Genomic DNA, 15,472 nt, shown 5'->3' on the forward strand with positions numbered 1-15,472 from the left:
CTTTTCCGACTGCTTACATGGGATAGTGATCGTTTTTCTTTCGCGTCACCATAATTCCGCCCAATACGATCAGGAGCAAGCCGAGGATGCCGCCTACTTGGGTAGACGCCAGGTTCGCGATCAAAAACACGATGGCAATGACGGTGAGAATGCCGATGGGGATCAAGAGAGCGGGTTTGCGATTGCCAAATATGTACAGCTCGGTAAGCCCAACGGCAGGACCAATTAGGAAAAAGGGCCACGTCGTGCTCATATCCCCGCCAAAAAATAGCTGGCTGAAAAAGAAGAGTGGGGCGTAGACGAGCAAGATCCCGCCTGGTACGAGTAATCCAGCCCGATGTGGCTGCGGATTCATAAAGAAGAAAATATGAAACCCGATTGCTGGAATGAGAAGAAAGACTGGCCATAGCAAGTCCATCGCGAGCGGTATGTTCAGGTAGGTTGCCAGAACAAATATCGCTCCGATTCCGATAATGATGTATCCCCCGATATGTCGCATGTGCGTATTCTCCTTTTTGGTTTCCATACCAATTTGTGTATAACTTTAACATATTGTGGAGGAATTTGGATCGGACTCGGGGCGGAGACTTTCTACGTCCCTAAATTGAATGCGTTTACACTCAAGCGAGGATGGTGCAGCTTGTGCCTGTTTTTGTACGGTTCAGCCATTTTATATGTTAGCAATTTGTCCGATGTGATACCTTTTTCTAAGGTCTGTTGACTGAATATTTGATAAATAAAAGGAGGCGACTCGGATGAAGAAATGGCTACTTTCCCTCCTTATTTGGGGCGGGATAGCTGCATTGGGTGCTGTCGGATTCGGGATGATAGCACTCTGGCAAGGGGAATCAGTCAACTCGTTCTGGTTACTGACAGCCGCATTCTGCACTTATGCTGTAGCTTATCGTTTTTACAGCAAATTCATAGCCAAAAAATTAATGGCGCTCGATGACAATCGCGCTACTCCGGCAGAAGTGAACAACGACGGCAAAGACTTCGTGCCAACGAACAAATGGGTGTTGTTTGGGCACCATTTCGCTGCGATTGCAGGTGCAGGCCCACTCGTAGGTCCTACGCTGGCTGCGCAAATGGGATATTTGCCGGGAACGATCTGGATTATTGTCGGGGTCGTGATCGGTGGAGCGGTGCAGGACTTCATTATTTTGTTCGGATCGATGCGTCGCAACGGAAAGACTCTCGGTCAAATTGCCAAGGAAGAGATCGGTCCTGTAGGCGGAGCGCTCGCTTTGATTGGTATTATTGCCATTATGATTATCCTGATTGCTGTTTTGGCGATGGTTGTTGTGAACGCTCTTGCTGAATCGCCGTGGGCTACCTTTACGATATTCATGACGTTGCCTATCGCAATATTGATGGGCTTGTACATGCGGTATATACGACCAGGGCAGGTATTAGAGGGATCGATCATCGGGCTGGCCCTGTTGTTCTTTTCCCTCTGGCTCGGTCAAATCGTTGCTGCCTCGCCAACATGGGGACCAGCCTTCACGTTTTCCAAGGTACAGCTCGCCTGGATGATTATTGTGTACGGCTTTATTGCATCGGTTTTGCCAGTGTGGCTGCTGCTGGCACCGCGTGATTATCTCAGCTCATTCTTAAAAGTAGGGACGATTGCGGTGTTGGCGGTGGGGATCGTGTTGACGCTGCCGCCATTACAAATGCCTGCACTGACGAAGTTCATTGATGGAACAGGCCCTGTTTTCGCAGGAAATCTATTCCCCTTCCTGTTTATTACCATTGCATGCGGAGCCGTATCGGGATTCCATTCACTCGTATCATCCGGAACGACGCCAAAGATGATCGCGAAGGAATCGCATGCGCCATTGATCGGTTATGGAGGCATGCTGATGGAGTCTGGTGTCGCCATTATGGCGATGATTGCAGCGTGCGTGCTCACTCCCGGCGTCTATTTTGCGATCAACTCGCCTGCTGCAGCGATTGGTGTGGACACCGTCCAGGTTGCGACTACGATAACGGGCTGGGGCTATACGGTAACACCTGATCAATTAACGACACTCGCCAACGATATTCAAGAGAAGACGATCCTCTCACGGACGGGCGGAGCGCCGTCACTGGCAATCGGGATGGCGACGATCTTCTCTGGCGTATTGGGTGGTAAGGCGTTGATGGCATTCTGGTATCACTTTGCAATTTTGTTTGAGGCTGTATTTATTTTGACAACCATTGATGCCGGTACGCGTGTCGGTCGATTTATGGTACAAGACATGCTCGGCAACGTCATTCCGAAAATGAAGGAAGTCAACTGGCTGCCAGGTAATCTGATTGGTTCTGGGATCATTACCATCGGATGGGGATACTTCCTGCTCCAAGGTGTCATGGACCCGTTGGGAGGCATTTACACCCTGTGGCCGCTCTTTGGTATCGCCAACCAGATGCTCGCCGCGATTGCGTTTACGGTGGGAACGACGATTATTTTCAAAATGGGCAAAGCCGCCTACTCATGGATCACACTCGTACCGATGGCTTGGCTGACGACTGCGACGCTGACAGCGGGCTGGCAAAAGCTGTTCCATCCTGATCCCAAAATCGGGTTCCTCTCGCATGCAGAAGCATTCCAAAAGGCACTGGATGCCGGTACGTTGCCAAAAGGAGTAAAAACGGTGGAAGCTGCACAAAAAATGATCTTCAACGACCAGATCGATGCGGTGGTATGTGCGATCTTCATGGTCATTACGATTGGGATCATTCTCGACGGAGCACGGGTATGGATCAATATTCTCCGCGGCAAGCAATATCCGTTGCAGGAGTCGCCGTACATCAAGTCCAAAGGAAATGTATTTGACGGGAAAGGCCATCACGTAGCATGAGGAGCAAGCTAAGAGCCATTCGAAAGGCCATGCGCAAAGTGAGCTCTGCCATTAAAACCATTTTCGGAATGCCCGACTACGACCGCTACCTCGCCCATTGGTACGAGACGCATGGGGCACCCGGTATATTTCCGATGACAGAGCGTGAGTACTACATGTACGCATTGACCGAACGGTTTGAAAAAGGTGGCGTGACTCGTTGCTGCTAAAGTAGCCATACAAAAAGGGGTGTCTCCAAGGTCAGAGATGACGAGGGAGGCATCCTTTTTCCGTGTTATTGGACGATGGTCGGGCGCTTTCATGGGGGAATTATGACTTAAGTCTTGATAAACAACGACATTTCAGGCACATTCCCTATGGCTAACGTGTGGTGTAACAGCAGGTAAAGTATGGTACACTAAATAATATAGCATGGCCGTTTTGTAGCACGAGCTGTCTCATCATTTTCAAATAAAACGTCGAAGCCTCTCTTTCTAGAAGAAGGGGGCGCCTTTGCGAAAAAATAAGTCAAGTTTTAGGTGGCGATACGTGTGCAAGCATCAACACTGGCGGCTCTCAAGGAGCTCGCTTTGCAATGCGCCCGTTCAGCGGGTGAGCTGAGTCTGAAGCGAATGAAGGAGCCTTTTACCGTCGAGTATAAAACATCAGCCTCCGATCTAGTTACAGCCGTAGATAAAGAAGTGGAGAATCACGTCATTCAGATGATTCTTGCACGCTTCCCTGATCACGGAATTTTGGGAGAAGAGAGTGCACATGCTGAGGATTACAAGCAGTATGAAACACTTTGGGTCATTGACCCGATTGATGGCACGACCAATTTTGTTCATCAGCAAATCAATTTTTCCGTTTCCATTGCCGTCTACCATAAGGGAGAGGGAATGGTCGGAGCGGTTTACGATCCTTCCAGAGACGAGTTGTTTTATGCGGTAAAAGGGGAAGGGGCTTTTCTCAATGATCGTCCCTTGCAGGTGAATCGAGCAGTGAGCCTGGAACAAGCTTTGTTATGCACGAGCGTATTTTGGAACAAGCGTGCTGAGCAGATCGGCATCGACTTGATCGTGAAAAAGCTTGCCGGGAAGGTTCGCGGTATGCGGCTGTTAGGAAGCGCCGCTCTGGAGATGGCGTATGTGGCTGCAGGAAGACTGGATGGCTACGTCAGTATGCAGCTCAATGCGTGGGATTTCGGGGCAGCTCGCATTATTGTGGAGGAAGCAGGCGGCCGGGTGACGACCATGATGGGGACACCATTGCCGTACGACCAAAAGAGCAGCGTGATGGCTTGCAACCCGACTTTTTATGAGGAACTGCAGCATTACCTGAAATCTGAACATATCGATGTACCCTCACAAAATTAAGAGTCACAAGAACCCGCTGGCTATGCGCATCCAGCGGGTTTTCTTTTGCTGTGCAAGTTGGGTTCCTTTTGGACGTCGGTTGCATATGATATAGAAACATAGCCGGAAGACGAGCAGCAACTGTATTTGTTACGAAGGCGGCTTGTCCGAACAAGGGGGGATAACCATGACCCTGATTGAGGAAAGTGTACAGTTGATCCTTCAGAATCAAGCGAGTACCGGGGCGTATCTCGCTTCACCCGCATTTGTCCACTATCAGTATGCGTGGCTCCGTGATGGAACATTTACGGCATACGCGATGAACCGTACCGGCAACCATGAGAGCGCCCGTAAGTTTTACCAATGGTGCGATAATGTGATCCGAAAGCATGAGACAAAAGCAAGAGCAGCCATTTCGGCAGTAAAAACAGGATTAGATAACGATGATGCGGGGAACGACCGCTTTTTGCATACGCGCTATACACCAGAAGGAGAAGAAGTAGCAGGGGAATGGGGCAGCTTTCAGCTCGATGGCTATGGGACATGGCTGTGGGGGCTGGCTGAGCATGTGCGGATGAGTGGGGAGCATGACTTGATTCACGAGCTGAAGCCTTCTATTGAACTGACGATTGACTATGTAGCGGCGTGTTGGCAGCTCCCTAACTTTGATTGCTGGGAAGAGGGAGGAGACCGCATCCATCCGGTGACGCTAGGAGCCATTTATGCCGGAATCAAGGCGATGGAGCCTTATTTGTACGATCGCGCTTCCGAACTCGCTCGGCTAGGAGAGACAATTCGTCAATTCATACGCGAGCACGGCACAGACAACGGGCGATTGATAAAATCACTCGGAGATCATTCTGTGGATGCAAGTCTGCTCTGGCTGGCCCTGCCGTATGGGATTGTCACCGTGGATGATCCGCTTATGATTCGGACAGTGCAGGCCATAGAAGAGGAGCTGCGCGCAGGATATGGCGTGCATCGCTATCCGGCCGATACGTATTACGGCGGGGGACAGTGGCTGCTGTTATCTGCGTGGTTGGGATGGTATTACGTGAAAACCGGCAGGCGTGAAGAAGCGGAAAAGATAGCAGCGTGGCTAGCTTCCCAGCGTCAAGCGAGCGGACTGCCTGAACAAGTACAGGAGCATCTGTTTTCTCCAGTTCATTATGAGACATGGGTGGAGAGGGCTGGCCATCCCGCTGTGCCGCTTCTTTGGTCGCATGCGATGTTTCTCGTGCTGGCGGCAGAGCTCGGCATTCAGAACTAACCAGGAAGAGTGTCTTCCTGGTTTTTCTTATTACTGACATCTATTGACACCATTTCTTGCTATGCTCATCTCAGGACCGAACAGAGTGGCGTTTAACCGGGATAAAAATGACACAGCGCATGGAGTTCTTTATGCAGCCAGCCGATTAGCTCAGCAGGCTCCTCTACTGTGGCTTCCTTTCCCAGACCGAGTACAAACCGGGCTACCCAATCGATTCCGGAGGGGGCAACGGTGTCGGTGATGAAACCGGATCCATCTGCCAGAAGAGTCATTTGATTGCCGAATTGATGGTGGCTTTCTGCTAGTTTGCAGCCTTTTCTCGTCAAACGAATACGCAGGGGAAGCAGCTCTGGCTCTTCATTCTGCGAAACATGCGGATCAAGGTTGACGGAAGGGGCTTCCACAATCGACATAGCTTGGATGCGGTCAACGCGCAGCTTGACTGTGCATCGCCTGAGAAAGCAGAAGCATTTGCAGTACCAGTACCCATCAAAGGCGTACAAATAATCGGGCTGAATGATTCTGGTGCTTCGTCGGTTGAGAGAGTCGTACGCAATTTCCACAGCTTGTTGGGAAAGAGCAGCATCCAAGAGTGGTCGCAAAAAAGGCGCCTCCACACTTCTGCTCGGGTTCGTCACTCGTAGTTTTTTGCGTAGCTGCTCTACTCTTGTCAAAGCGTCTGTTGGAAGACTCGCAAGCAGCTTGGCGATTACGGACAGGGTTTCTTTTTCAAAGGGCTTGTCCGTGTAGGAGAGAAGGGCTTCATACGACAAAATCAGAGCAACGGCCTCCTCTGTCGTGAGGGCAAGGGGTGTCAGCTGATGGGATCGAATCAGTCTGTATCCACCGCCAGGACCAGGGGAAGCTTGCAAGGGCGCACCAGCCTCGCTGAGCAAGTGCAAGTCACGCAGCATGGTTCGTTTGGACACGGACAACGTATCGGCCAAATCACCCACGGTAAAGGTTTTCCCTGTGTGGAAAAGCGCAAGCAGTTCTAGTAAACGACCAGTTCGGTTCATACGTATTCCTCGCTTTAGCTAAAACGAATGAAAGGGTGAGTCAGGATGAAGTCAATGACAATGTATCAGCAGGGGACCAGATTACATGTGTTGGAAGGCGCACGAAATGGTGAAACGGTTCTATTCGTGCACCCCCAAGGGGGAACCTCGTCCATCTGGAACGATATGTTACCTTATTTTTCAGAGGATTTCCACATCATTTGTATGGACCTGCGCGGGCATGGTCAGTCGGAGCATGCGGCCACTGGCTACGATATTGGTACGCAATGTGAGGATATACGGGCAGTTCTCGATCATGCAGGGGTAGAAAGAGCGCATGTGATTGGCAATTCTCTCGGCGGAGATTTTGCCACCTTTTTTGCAGCAACCTACCCTGATCGTGTGCGATCACTGATCAATCTGGATTCGGGCATGATTGATTTCGTTGGCCCAAATGGCGAGCGGGAAGGATCAAAAGCCGAAATTTTGGAACAGTATCGCATGCGCGCAGTGCCAGCGTTCCAGCATCGAGCGGAATTTGCTCCATATGCGAGGCAGCATTGGTACCCGTGGGACCCGTATTACGAAAAATGGTTTCAGCATGTAACGATCTACCCTCTGTCTGATGGTCTGATCACGTACCAGATACCGACTGCGATTAACCTTCAAATCATGGAGACAGTCTGTGATTTGCACTATGAGGATGCCTACGCACAAATGAAATGCCCGGTTCTGTTTCTCCCGGCGGAGACTGAGCCAAAGCTCGATGTGAAGCTCTCCCTCATCCAAAAGGTCACGAGGCATCCACAAAGTAAAACGGTGGTCATTCCAAAATCCAAGCACTTGATGCCGATCGATGCGCCGATAGCGACAAGCATGGAAATACTGGCGTTTCTAAAAGGTTTGGTTCCTGATTAATTGGTTTGGCGCGTAAGTTCGATGCCTTTTACATATTGCTGGCTGTGTACGGCGAACTCTGCGGTCAGTGGGGAGATCGACTGCCAGTTGCGCACCGCGAGCACCACTTCCCTTGTAATCGGCGGCGACAGCGGGATCGCTACGACTTTGGGGATGACAGGTGGCATGTACAGCTCAGGCATGATCGTGACGCCAATATACTCCTGAACCATGGTCAAAATCGTATACACCTCACGCACTTCAAACGTAATCGTAGGGGTGATGTGATTCTCTTGCAGCATTTTTCGGATGCAGCCATCCTTTGGCATGATAAAACAACGCTCCGCAATTTCGGAAAACCGCAGGGTCTGGCTGTCTTTCAACGGATGGGTTTCTGGCAAAATGACCATCATTTCGTCTTGCAAGAGCGGCAATGTCTGCATTTCCTTGTCAGGCATGACGGTAAAGGCGATGTCGACAACTGAGCTGTGCAGCCAGTTACTAATTTCATCACTATCCCCTTCCAAAAGCAGGATGTCCACGGCTGGAAATCGCTTGCGAAAGTTGCCCAACAGTCCGGGCAAAAAGCGGGAGGCGACGCTGGGGATCGAGGCAATGCGTAGGGTGCCGGACGTAATCCCACGGGCCACGTTTGCTTCCTCCGTCATGCACGATGTGATGTTCAAAATGTCGCGGGCGTGCGAAAGCATTCGTTCTCCGATGCTCGTCGGAGTGATCCCGCTGCGACTTCGCTGAAAAAGACTGACGCCCAATTCTTTTTCCAGGGCTTGAATCATTTGCGAGACGGCGGATTGCGTAAAGCCGATTTTCTCTGCTGCCCGTGTGAAGCTTCCAGCTTTTGCTGCCGCGACAAACACTTGCAGTTGGGTAAGTGTCATGTCTCCTCGTTCCTTTTCATTAGTTTTTTCTTATGAAAAATATTATAAATCATTGTTTTACTAATGGAAAAGAGCTTCGTATAGTAAAAAGACATCACTACCAAGTTATTACGAGGAGGAACATAGATGCATCCCGAATGGCAGCGAATTGCAAATGAATTTATCGAGGCGACCTCTTACCGGGTGGGCGAGCTGGAAAAAGGCTGGGCCTCTCGTTACGATTTTTCTAAAAGACCGGCGACGTATTTGCGCTATGAGGAGGTATTTGCACGCATTGATTTGGGCAAACCTCAGTTTCCAGCGTCCGTCGATTTGTGGGATGTGCTCACCAATCGAAGATCCAAGCGTAATTTCTTGAAGCAACCGTTGACCCTTAACGAATTGAATCTCTTGCTGTGGGGTACACAGGGCATTACAGATGATATGGGAGACTATCAATTACGCACGACGCCGTCTGCCGGAGCCCTGTATCCGATTGAGACGTACCTGATGATTAACAACGTGGAGGGCCTGGAGAAAGGCCTGTATCACCTCGATGTACAGAATTGGTGCTTGGAAGGACTGAAGAAAGAAGACACGTCCGAGATCGCCTATATGTTTACAGAGGAACAAGAGGTGACGAGACGGGCAGCTGTCAATTTTATTTGGACAGCGATGGTCGATCGGACGAAAGATAAATACAAAGAGCGTGCGTATCGCTATATTTGGTGGGATTCCGGGCACGTGTCGCAGAACCTGCATTTGGTAGCAAACGGACTGGGGCTTGGGGTAACGACGATTGGTCACTGGATGGATCATGACATGAACGAGTATTTAGGCATTGATGGTAAGTCCCATTTGTCTGTTTTGATGGCATCAGTGGGCAAAATCGCAGGTGGGCATTGGCTGAAGGATCGTCGACCGGAATAAGCAGCAAAAAAGGATGGGCGCAAGATGCCGCATCCTTTTTTATGTTCATGATGGTGTGCCAAGTACGATGTCATGTGCAGAAAGTGTATCCCGCAGAACGGTCGCCATGAGCTGGTAGCCGAGGACATGCGGATGTAGTCCGTCGTCAGCCAATTCCTTGCGCAGCGTGATACCATCTGCGTCTACCATACGGGAGTGATAATCGACATACAGGCAGTCTGCTTGTTCAGCAAAAGCTTGAAAACGTTCATTGATCGTGATGACGAGCTCGTTTCGCTCACGGTTGCGTGCGTATCGGTCCATGCATGTAGGCAAGAGAGAACAAAGAATAGGCTGGATACCTTGTTCGAGAGCTGCATGCACCATCGCTTCTACATCCGTGGTAACCTGCTGGCATATCTCCTGAGGTGTCAGTCGGTCGGAAGGCAAGAATGTATCCAACGCCCACGTATTGTTAATCCCGATCATGATTACGACGTACCGTGGCTTCAATTGAAGGACATCAGCGGCGAAACGTCTGCGTGCCTGCTCGGTTGTGTCACCGCCGATCCCACGATTGACGATCGTCTGACCCGACCGGCCAAAAAAGGTAGCGAGATCCCACCAATGCGTGATGGAATCGCCGAAAAAAACTAAATCGATCGGCTGCTGATGGAAGAGCAGCGCTTCATTATGAAAGTCAAATTCGTTGCGTCGCCTGTCTGCTGGCGCATCGATACTGAAAAATCCGGGCTTTATGAGAGCTGGGCGCTGTTCGTCCAAGCTACATCCCTCCTCGTCAAAAAAGTTTACCATATCAATTTAGGCGTGGTGTGCAGTTTCATGTACTTCTTTACTTGATTTTGCCGAGCGTACACGATAACATATGATCTGGATAAGACTGATAACCATTATCAAAGTGTGGAACTCTAAGAGAAGAGGGTGACCGATGTGTCCATTGCCAAAATAATTCGAGAGCGCCGCTCTATTAAAAAAGATTATAAACCAGATACTGTGTCCGAAGAACTCGTTCTGGAGCTGTTGAATGACGCTGTATACGCGCCGAACCATGGTATTCGTGAGCCATGGAGATTTTTGTTCGTGTCGTCTGAGAAAAAAGAAGCGTTCGTGGAGAAGTTGATCACCGTCTATCCTCCAGAGACTCATCAGGCGCGCAGAGACATGTACAATCAACCAGCAGCTTATTTGGTCGTCATCATGAAAGAAGATCCTCGCCAAAAACAATGGGAGGAAGATTTCAGTGCAACGGCTGCTCTCGTTCAAAACTTTCAGCTGCTCGCATGGGAGCGTGGGCTCGGCGTCGTTTGGAAAACAAACGCGCACAACTGGGACCCGAAGGCACACTCCATCTTGGGCGTTGCGCCAGGAGAGAAAATTGTTGGTTTCCTGCACCTCGGTTTTTTCGATCAGGAAAATGTTCCAGCAGCACGCACACGCACACCTGCCGAAGAAAAGTTCACTCGGTTCGAATAAAAGGAAAAAACGAGACCATTCTAAGGTCTCGTTTTTTTGTGTACACTGCACGACTTCGGTTACACTATTGCTAGATCATTGTGTAATGAGCTCGACTTGAAATATGGGAGTAGGGTGTATGGAATGAGAGTTTTTTGGACGTTACAAAACCAAGAAGTATGGGATCTGGCACAAGAACAGGGATATTTACAGGGGGAACGGAACTATGCGATGTTCCCTGAAGAATACGAATGGATGATTCACCAGATGAAGAAGAGATTGTCAACATATGAGGGAGAATATCCGATCTGGTTGTGGGTGAACAAACCTGATTTGAGGAGTACAGGCTATTTTGAAAGTGGCGTAAAGTTCGTCCGAATCAAAGTTGAATTAGATGAACAAGAGGTTTTACTATCGGACTACGATGAATGGCACATGGTGTTAAATCATGACTACCTGGCTAACAGTGAACAAGAGTATGAAGAATACCATAAGGGGATTGGGACGATTTCAAAAGAGGAAAGCTGGGAGCGTATCTTTGCGTGGGATAGAGAGCGAGACGACAGTTGGGATGCAGACGAGGAGAGAGAATTACAAGGGACAACCGGAAAAATAGACCTTGCTAGCGTAAAAAGTGTCGAGTACTTTATCGCGAGGTAATGGGAAAACGAGACCATGAGAAGGTCTCGTTTTTTCGTGATTATTTGGATGCTTCCTGTGCTACGACTTTTACCATGCTAGAAATGATCCCCAGATGGATGGACTCGTGCACGACGGCAAAGTTAAAGACTTCTCCTACCGTCGTAAACTGGAAGGGACCCATTGTAATCGGTGCTGGCAAAGCTGCCTCTAGCTCTTCAGGGGTGACGGAGGACAATAGATCAAGCTGTACGGACAAGTAGTGAATCAGCTCATCTTTTGAGGGTGGTGCAGTCGTCCAGTCAGAAGGCTTCGTTCCCGTCTGAAAGAAAGTAGCGTAAGAAGCGGGCAGGTCAGATTGGTAAGGCAAGCCGATGGACAGGAAATGCTGAAAACAAAAGACGATGTGGCCGATATTCCAGCGCAGTGTATTTGAAAAAGCAGGGGATTGAACATCCAATAGCTCCTCAGGAATCAATGGAATCTGTTGCAGACCAATTTGACGAACGGATGTGGCTGTAGTGATCATGCTTTGAGACATGAGACAAAACCTCCCTATCATTTTCCTATGATTGACAGCGTTCTTACCGTCAACTAAAGTGTACGTCGTAGGGGAAATCACAACAATCATGCTTTTCCGATTATAATGATTAGTAAAAGTGATAATGGGCGTAAGAGGTGAAGCAATGGAGCTCAGGCAATTGGAGTATTTTATGGCCATCTGTGAAGAAATGCATTTTTCCAGAGCATCAGAAAAGCTATGTACCTCTCAGTCCAATCTCAGCCAGCAAATCAAGTTTTTAGAGGGTGAGCTGGGAGTCCCGCTGTTTGACCGCTTGGGCAAGCGTATCACGCTGACGGAAGCAGGAAAGGTATTGCTGGAACAGAGTCGGCACGTTTTTTCCCATATCGACTATGCACGTGAAGCGATAGCTGCCATGAAAAACAACGAAGGCGGCACGCTCACGATCGGTGTACTGCCTGGCGATGCAGACTTGTTGTTCAATGCGCTTCTCGTAGAATTCCATCGCTTGTATCCAAAAACATCCTTATCCGTCATTGAGTCGACAAAAATAGTGGGGCAGATCCTAGCGGGCGAGATTGATTTGGGCGTGACTGTGTTGCCTGAACCGGATGAGAGAATCACGGTCATCCCGCTTTTTCACGAAGAGTTCGCATTGGCCGTTCATTCTGCACACCCACTTGCCAAGGAAAAAGCGATCAAGTTTGAGCAGCTTCAAGATTTAAAAATGGTGATGTTTCCGCCGGATCATCAAGCGAGACAGATCATCAATCGCTATTGCTTGCAGGAAGGTTTTCGCTTGCAGCCTCATATCGAAACGACCACACTCTTGTCTCTCTTGACTCTTGTGAAAAAGGGGATCGGGGGCTGTATCCTGCCCAGCTTATTGCTGCAGAATGTAAACGATGACGGGATTGCGATCATCAACCTCTTGAATCCGACACCCAGCCAAGACATCTGTTTGGTTTATCGTTCGGACAAATATATGGGGTTCGCCGCTCGTACTTTCATCGATACGTTACAGGCGTATATTCAATCGGCCATCGACAATGCCAATGCTACTAGCCCAAATGAAAATAACTGATCGAGGGGAGGAAGTTCACATGCATCCAAAAAAAGTCCCCCGTTAATCCCGAGGTCCTCCATTCATGTATTTGTGTCAACTCACCCCAAAATATATCGAGGGAGATGTACGTAAATGAACATGAATGGACCTGTAAAAATGTCTCGAAGCGAACGATTTCAAACCTGCCAGGAAATTGCTGCGCGATTACATGAAGTGTACAAAGAAAAAGTTCTGGCCATTGGGGTGTATGGTTCCATTTCTCGCGGGACAGACGGCCCTTATTCGGATATCGAGATGTTTTGCGTACTAGAAGAATCAGGGGAAGAAATAGAATTTAGCTACGAATGGTCAGCGGGACCTTGGAAGGCTGAAGTGAATGTGTGCAGTGCAGACGTCCTGCTGAACACAGCCGCAACAGTCGAGGATGATTGGCCGCTGACACATGGCCCATTCTTTTCTCCGCTGAGTTTGTACGATCCGAAGGGCTTTTTTGAAACGCTCAAAATTGCGGCTGAATCACCAGCAAGAGAAGCGTTCACCGAAGCAATCAACGGTATTCTCGTAGGGGAAATGTACGAGTTTATTGGCAAGTTGCGAAACGTAAATCTAAACGGCCCGCATACCTACCTGCCCTACTTGACCATGCAGTTTGCCCAATACGGTGCGATGTTGATCGGGCTGCATAACCGAAAGCTTTACTCGACAGGGGCCAAGGTTTTGCCGGAAGCGCTGGAATTGCCGAATCGCCCGGCTGGATTCGATCAGGTAGCCCGATTGGTAATGTCCGGGGAGCTGACGGATTCAGCAAAAATCGTTAGCGCTTGCGGAGCATTCTGGGATGGTCTCCAAGAGTGGGCTGCTCGGCATCGGTATGTGATTCATTCAGAGCGAATCCCTTTTTGATCGATAAAAACAATACGAGACCCCTTCCAAGAGGGGTCTCGGCTTACCAAGAAAGCCTTGCTACCTAGCGAGGCTTTTATTTTTGGGCTTACTCAACTTTGCCGCTCAAATGCTCATGAATGAGCTTCCATTCCTCTGTCTCTGTTTTCGTAAAAATATTCGTAGCTCTGCCACTTCCCGTGACGAATTCACCGTTGTAATAGCCTTGATAGCGATACGTATACACACAGCTAGCGGACCTTTGATCGACAGCAATCCACTGGACATCCGTAGCCGCATAGACTTCCTCCTTGATCAAATGCCATGCCTTTTCAAAATAAGCGCGGATTTCACTCATGGATGTACAAGTCTTGTCGGAAAACCAGTAAATGGCATTCGGATGAAGCGCTTTTTCTACATTGGCAAAGTCATGTGTATTGGTAGCGTCAATATATTGCGCTAACGCCTGTTTATACCCTTCCACGTAATAATCCCTCTCTCCGCTAAAAAAAGTCTAATTTATCCATATTTTAAAGGTTTGCGGCAAAGAAAAAAAGCCCGCCCGATGTAGAAGGGGGCTATTCGGGCGGAAATGGAGGACGTAATGTCCATCGTAGGGTCTGACACATTCATGATAGATGTCTGATGTTAAGGAAGAGTAGAGAAAACATGAAGCATTTGTTAATTTTAGGTTTTGTATAAATGCCGAGGGGCAAGCACCCGTTTTTTTCTTTTTGATCGCTGGAATAGACAGGCATCCATACAGGAGAGATACAGTTGTCATAAGCTAAATGCAGTACTGATCCTTGCCAGCAGATCGGTGCGTCCATCTGAATACTTCGAGAGGAGAGGAAGAGCATGGGTTGCGATCGCGATGGCTTCGGCTTTTTTGGGGGCGGGTTCATTTGGATCATCATCATTATTTTTCTAGTAATTTGCTTCTGTGATGACTAAGGTATCTTTGTAAAGAAAAGACTCTGTGCTCATATACAAGAGACAGAGTCTTTTTTCTGGTGACTACTTCAAATGCTGCAAAAACTGACGTGTGCGCTCCTCACGCGGCTTTGCGAACAAATTGGAAGGTGTATCTCGCTCCACGATGACGCCTTGGTCCATGAAAATAACCTCGTCGGCAACTTCCCGGGCGAACCCCATTTCGTGCGTGACGACGATCATCGTCATCCCTTCCTGGGCAAGCTCCTTCATCACCTTCAACACTTCACCAACGAGCTCCGGGTCGAGAGCGGAAGTAGGCTCGTCAAATAGCATAACTTGCGGGTCCATCGCTAGTGCGCGGGCAATCCCTACACGCTGCTGCTGTCCGCCAGACAACTGTGCAGGATAATGGTCCAGCTTGTCACCGAGACCTACTTTTGTCAGGAGAGCAGCGGCTTTCGCACGCGCTTTTTCTTTGTCAACTTTTTTGACAGTGACGGGCCCCTCCATCACATTTTCAACGGCTGTCATGTGCGGGAACAGATTGTAATTTTGAAACACCATACCAGTCTGTTTCCGTAGCTTCGGAATACTTGCTCTCTCCACTTTTTGGGAAAAGTCCAGCTTGACGGCGCCGATCTGGACGCTGCCGCTGGTCGGAACCTCAAGTGCATTCAGGCAGCGAAGCAAGGTTGTCTTCCCGGAACCAGAAGGACCGATGATAACGACTACCTTTCCTTTTTCTACCGAGAGGGAAATGCCTTTGAGTACATGTAAGGTGTTGAATTGTTTATGCACATCCGTAATCGTAATCATGTATT

The 15,472-nt window shown here is 49.1% G+C and carries 17 protein-coding genes; 10 read left to right on the plus strand and 7 right to left on the minus strand.

The window, feature by feature from the left end:
* Window positions 1–13 precede the first annotated feature (13 nt).
* On the minus strand, window positions 14–499 hold the full coding sequence (locus ACFYU8_RS12940) for an LPXTG cell wall anchor domain-containing protein (protein ID WP_390299230.1): 486 nt from the start codon (window positions 497–499) through the stop codon (window positions 14–16).
* Between the two features lie 256 nt (window positions 500–755).
* Between ACFYU8_RS12940 and ACFYU8_RS12945 the strand changes: the two genes are divergently transcribed.
* From ACFYU8_RS12945 to ACFYU8_RS12960, 4 genes are all read left to right on the plus strand, one after another.
* The gene (locus ACFYU8_RS12945) at window positions 756–2,846 is read left to right on the plus strand and encodes a carbon starvation CstA family protein (RefSeq protein WP_390299233.1); all 2,091 of its coding nucleotides are present in this window, start codon (window positions 756–758) and stop codon (window positions 2,844–2,846) included.
* Entirely contained in the window at window positions 2,843–3,055 is a 213-nt protein-coding gene (locus ACFYU8_RS12950) for a CstA-like transporter-associated (seleno)protein (protein ID WP_390299236.1), read from the plus strand. The genes ACFYU8_RS12945 and ACFYU8_RS12950 overlap by 4 nt, the downstream gene beginning before the upstream one ends.
* 321 nt (window positions 3,056–3,376) lie before the next feature.
* Entirely contained in the window at window positions 3,377–4,201 is an 825-nt protein-coding gene (locus tag ACFYU8_RS12955) for an inositol monophosphatase family protein (RefSeq protein WP_390299239.1), read from the plus strand.
* Window positions 4,202–4,367: 166 nt separating this feature from the next.
* The gene (locus tag ACFYU8_RS12960; protein ID WP_390299242.1) at window positions 4,368–5,450 is read left to right on the plus strand and encodes a glycoside hydrolase family 15 protein; all 1,083 of its coding nucleotides are present in this window, start codon (window positions 4,368–4,370) and stop codon (window positions 5,448–5,450) included.
* A gap of 92 nt (window positions 5,451–5,542) precedes the next feature.
* On the opposite strand, the gene ACFYU8_RS12965 is transcribed toward ACFYU8_RS12960, so the two are convergent.
* Window positions 5,543–6,469 carry a helix-turn-helix transcriptional regulator gene (locus tag ACFYU8_RS12965; RefSeq protein ID WP_390299244.1) on the minus strand — a complete coding sequence of 309 codons (927 nt, stop codon included), beginning with the start codon at window positions 6,467–6,469 and terminating at the stop codon, window positions 5,543–5,545.
* A gap of 45 nt (window positions 6,470–6,514) precedes the next feature.
* Between ACFYU8_RS12965 and ACFYU8_RS12970 the strand changes: the two genes are divergently transcribed.
* Entirely contained in the window at window positions 6,515–7,366 is an 852-nt protein-coding gene (locus tag ACFYU8_RS12970; protein ID WP_390299247.1) for an alpha/beta fold hydrolase, read from the plus strand.
* On the opposite strand, the gene ACFYU8_RS12975 is transcribed toward ACFYU8_RS12970, so the two are convergent.
* Window positions 7,363–8,244 (minus strand): LysR family transcriptional regulator, encoded by an 882-nt coding sequence (locus ACFYU8_RS12975; RefSeq protein WP_390299250.1) that lies wholly within the window; start codon window positions 8,242–8,244, stop codon window positions 7,363–7,365. The two genes, ACFYU8_RS12970 and ACFYU8_RS12975, sit on opposite strands and share 4 nt — an antisense overlap.
* A gap of 126 nt (window positions 8,245–8,370) precedes the next feature.
* On the opposite strand from ACFYU8_RS12975, the gene ACFYU8_RS12980 reads away from it, so the two are divergent.
* Window positions 8,371–9,153, plus strand: coding sequence for a SagB/ThcOx family dehydrogenase (locus ACFYU8_RS12980; protein WP_390299253.1), 783 nt, complete (start codon window positions 8,371–8,373; stop codon window positions 9,151–9,153).
* Between the two features lie 45 nt (window positions 9,154–9,198).
* On the opposite strand, the gene ACFYU8_RS12985 is transcribed toward ACFYU8_RS12980, so the two are convergent.
* On the minus strand, window positions 9,199–9,915 hold the full coding sequence (locus ACFYU8_RS12985) for a GDSL-type esterase/lipase family protein (protein WP_390299256.1): 717 nt from the start codon (window positions 9,913–9,915) through the stop codon (window positions 9,199–9,201).
* 159 nt (window positions 9,916–10,074) lie between these two features.
* On the opposite strand from ACFYU8_RS12985, the gene ACFYU8_RS12990 reads away from it, so the two are divergent.
* Complete coding sequence (locus ACFYU8_RS12990) at window positions 10,075–10,626, plus strand: nitroreductase family protein (RefSeq protein WP_390299259.1); 552 nt, start codon at window positions 10,075–10,077, stop codon at window positions 10,624–10,626.
* A 123-nt stretch (window positions 10,627–10,749) separates the two neighbouring features.
* The gene (locus ACFYU8_RS12995) at window positions 10,750–11,265 is read left to right on the plus strand and encodes a DUF3841 domain-containing protein (protein ID WP_390299262.1); all 516 of its coding nucleotides are present in this window, start codon (window positions 10,750–10,752) and stop codon (window positions 11,263–11,265) included.
* Window positions 11,266–11,305: 40 nt separating this feature from the next.
* Here ACFYU8_RS12995 and ACFYU8_RS13000 read toward each other — a convergent pair whose 3' ends face one another.
* Window positions 11,306–11,785 carry a DinB family protein gene (locus tag ACFYU8_RS13000; protein ID WP_390299265.1) on the minus strand — a complete coding sequence of 160 codons (480 nt, stop codon included), beginning with the start codon at window positions 11,783–11,785 and terminating at the stop codon, window positions 11,306–11,308.
* Between the two features lie 145 nt (window positions 11,786–11,930).
* Between ACFYU8_RS13000 and ACFYU8_RS13005 the strand changes: the two genes are divergently transcribed.
* A complete protein-coding gene (locus ACFYU8_RS13005) occupies window positions 11,931–12,851 on the plus strand; it encodes a LysR family transcriptional regulator (protein ID WP_390299268.1) in 921 nt (306 codons plus the stop codon).
* 114 nt (window positions 12,852–12,965) lie between these two features.
* Window positions 12,966–13,736, plus strand: coding sequence for an ANT(4')-I family aminoglycoside nucleotidyltransferase (locus ACFYU8_RS13010; protein WP_390299270.1), 771 nt, complete (start codon window positions 12,966–12,968; stop codon window positions 13,734–13,736).
* An 88-nt stretch (window positions 13,737–13,824) separates the two neighbouring features.
* On the opposite strand, the gene ACFYU8_RS13015 is transcribed toward ACFYU8_RS13010, so the two are convergent.
* On the minus strand, window positions 13,825–14,199 hold the full coding sequence (locus ACFYU8_RS13015) for a YybH family protein (protein ID WP_390299273.1): 375 nt from the start codon (window positions 14,197–14,199) through the stop codon (window positions 13,825–13,827).
* A 533-nt stretch (window positions 14,200–14,732) separates the two neighbouring features.
* A complete protein-coding gene (locus ACFYU8_RS13020) occupies window positions 14,733–15,467 on the minus strand; it encodes an amino acid ABC transporter ATP-binding protein (protein ID WP_390299276.1) in 735 nt (244 codons plus the stop codon).
* Window positions 15,468–15,472: the final 5 nt, after the last annotated feature.

This window comes from Brevibacillus sp. NPDC003359 (assembly GCF_042878995.1).
GTDB lineage: Bacteria > Bacillota > Bacilli > Brevibacillales > Brevibacillaceae > Brevibacillus.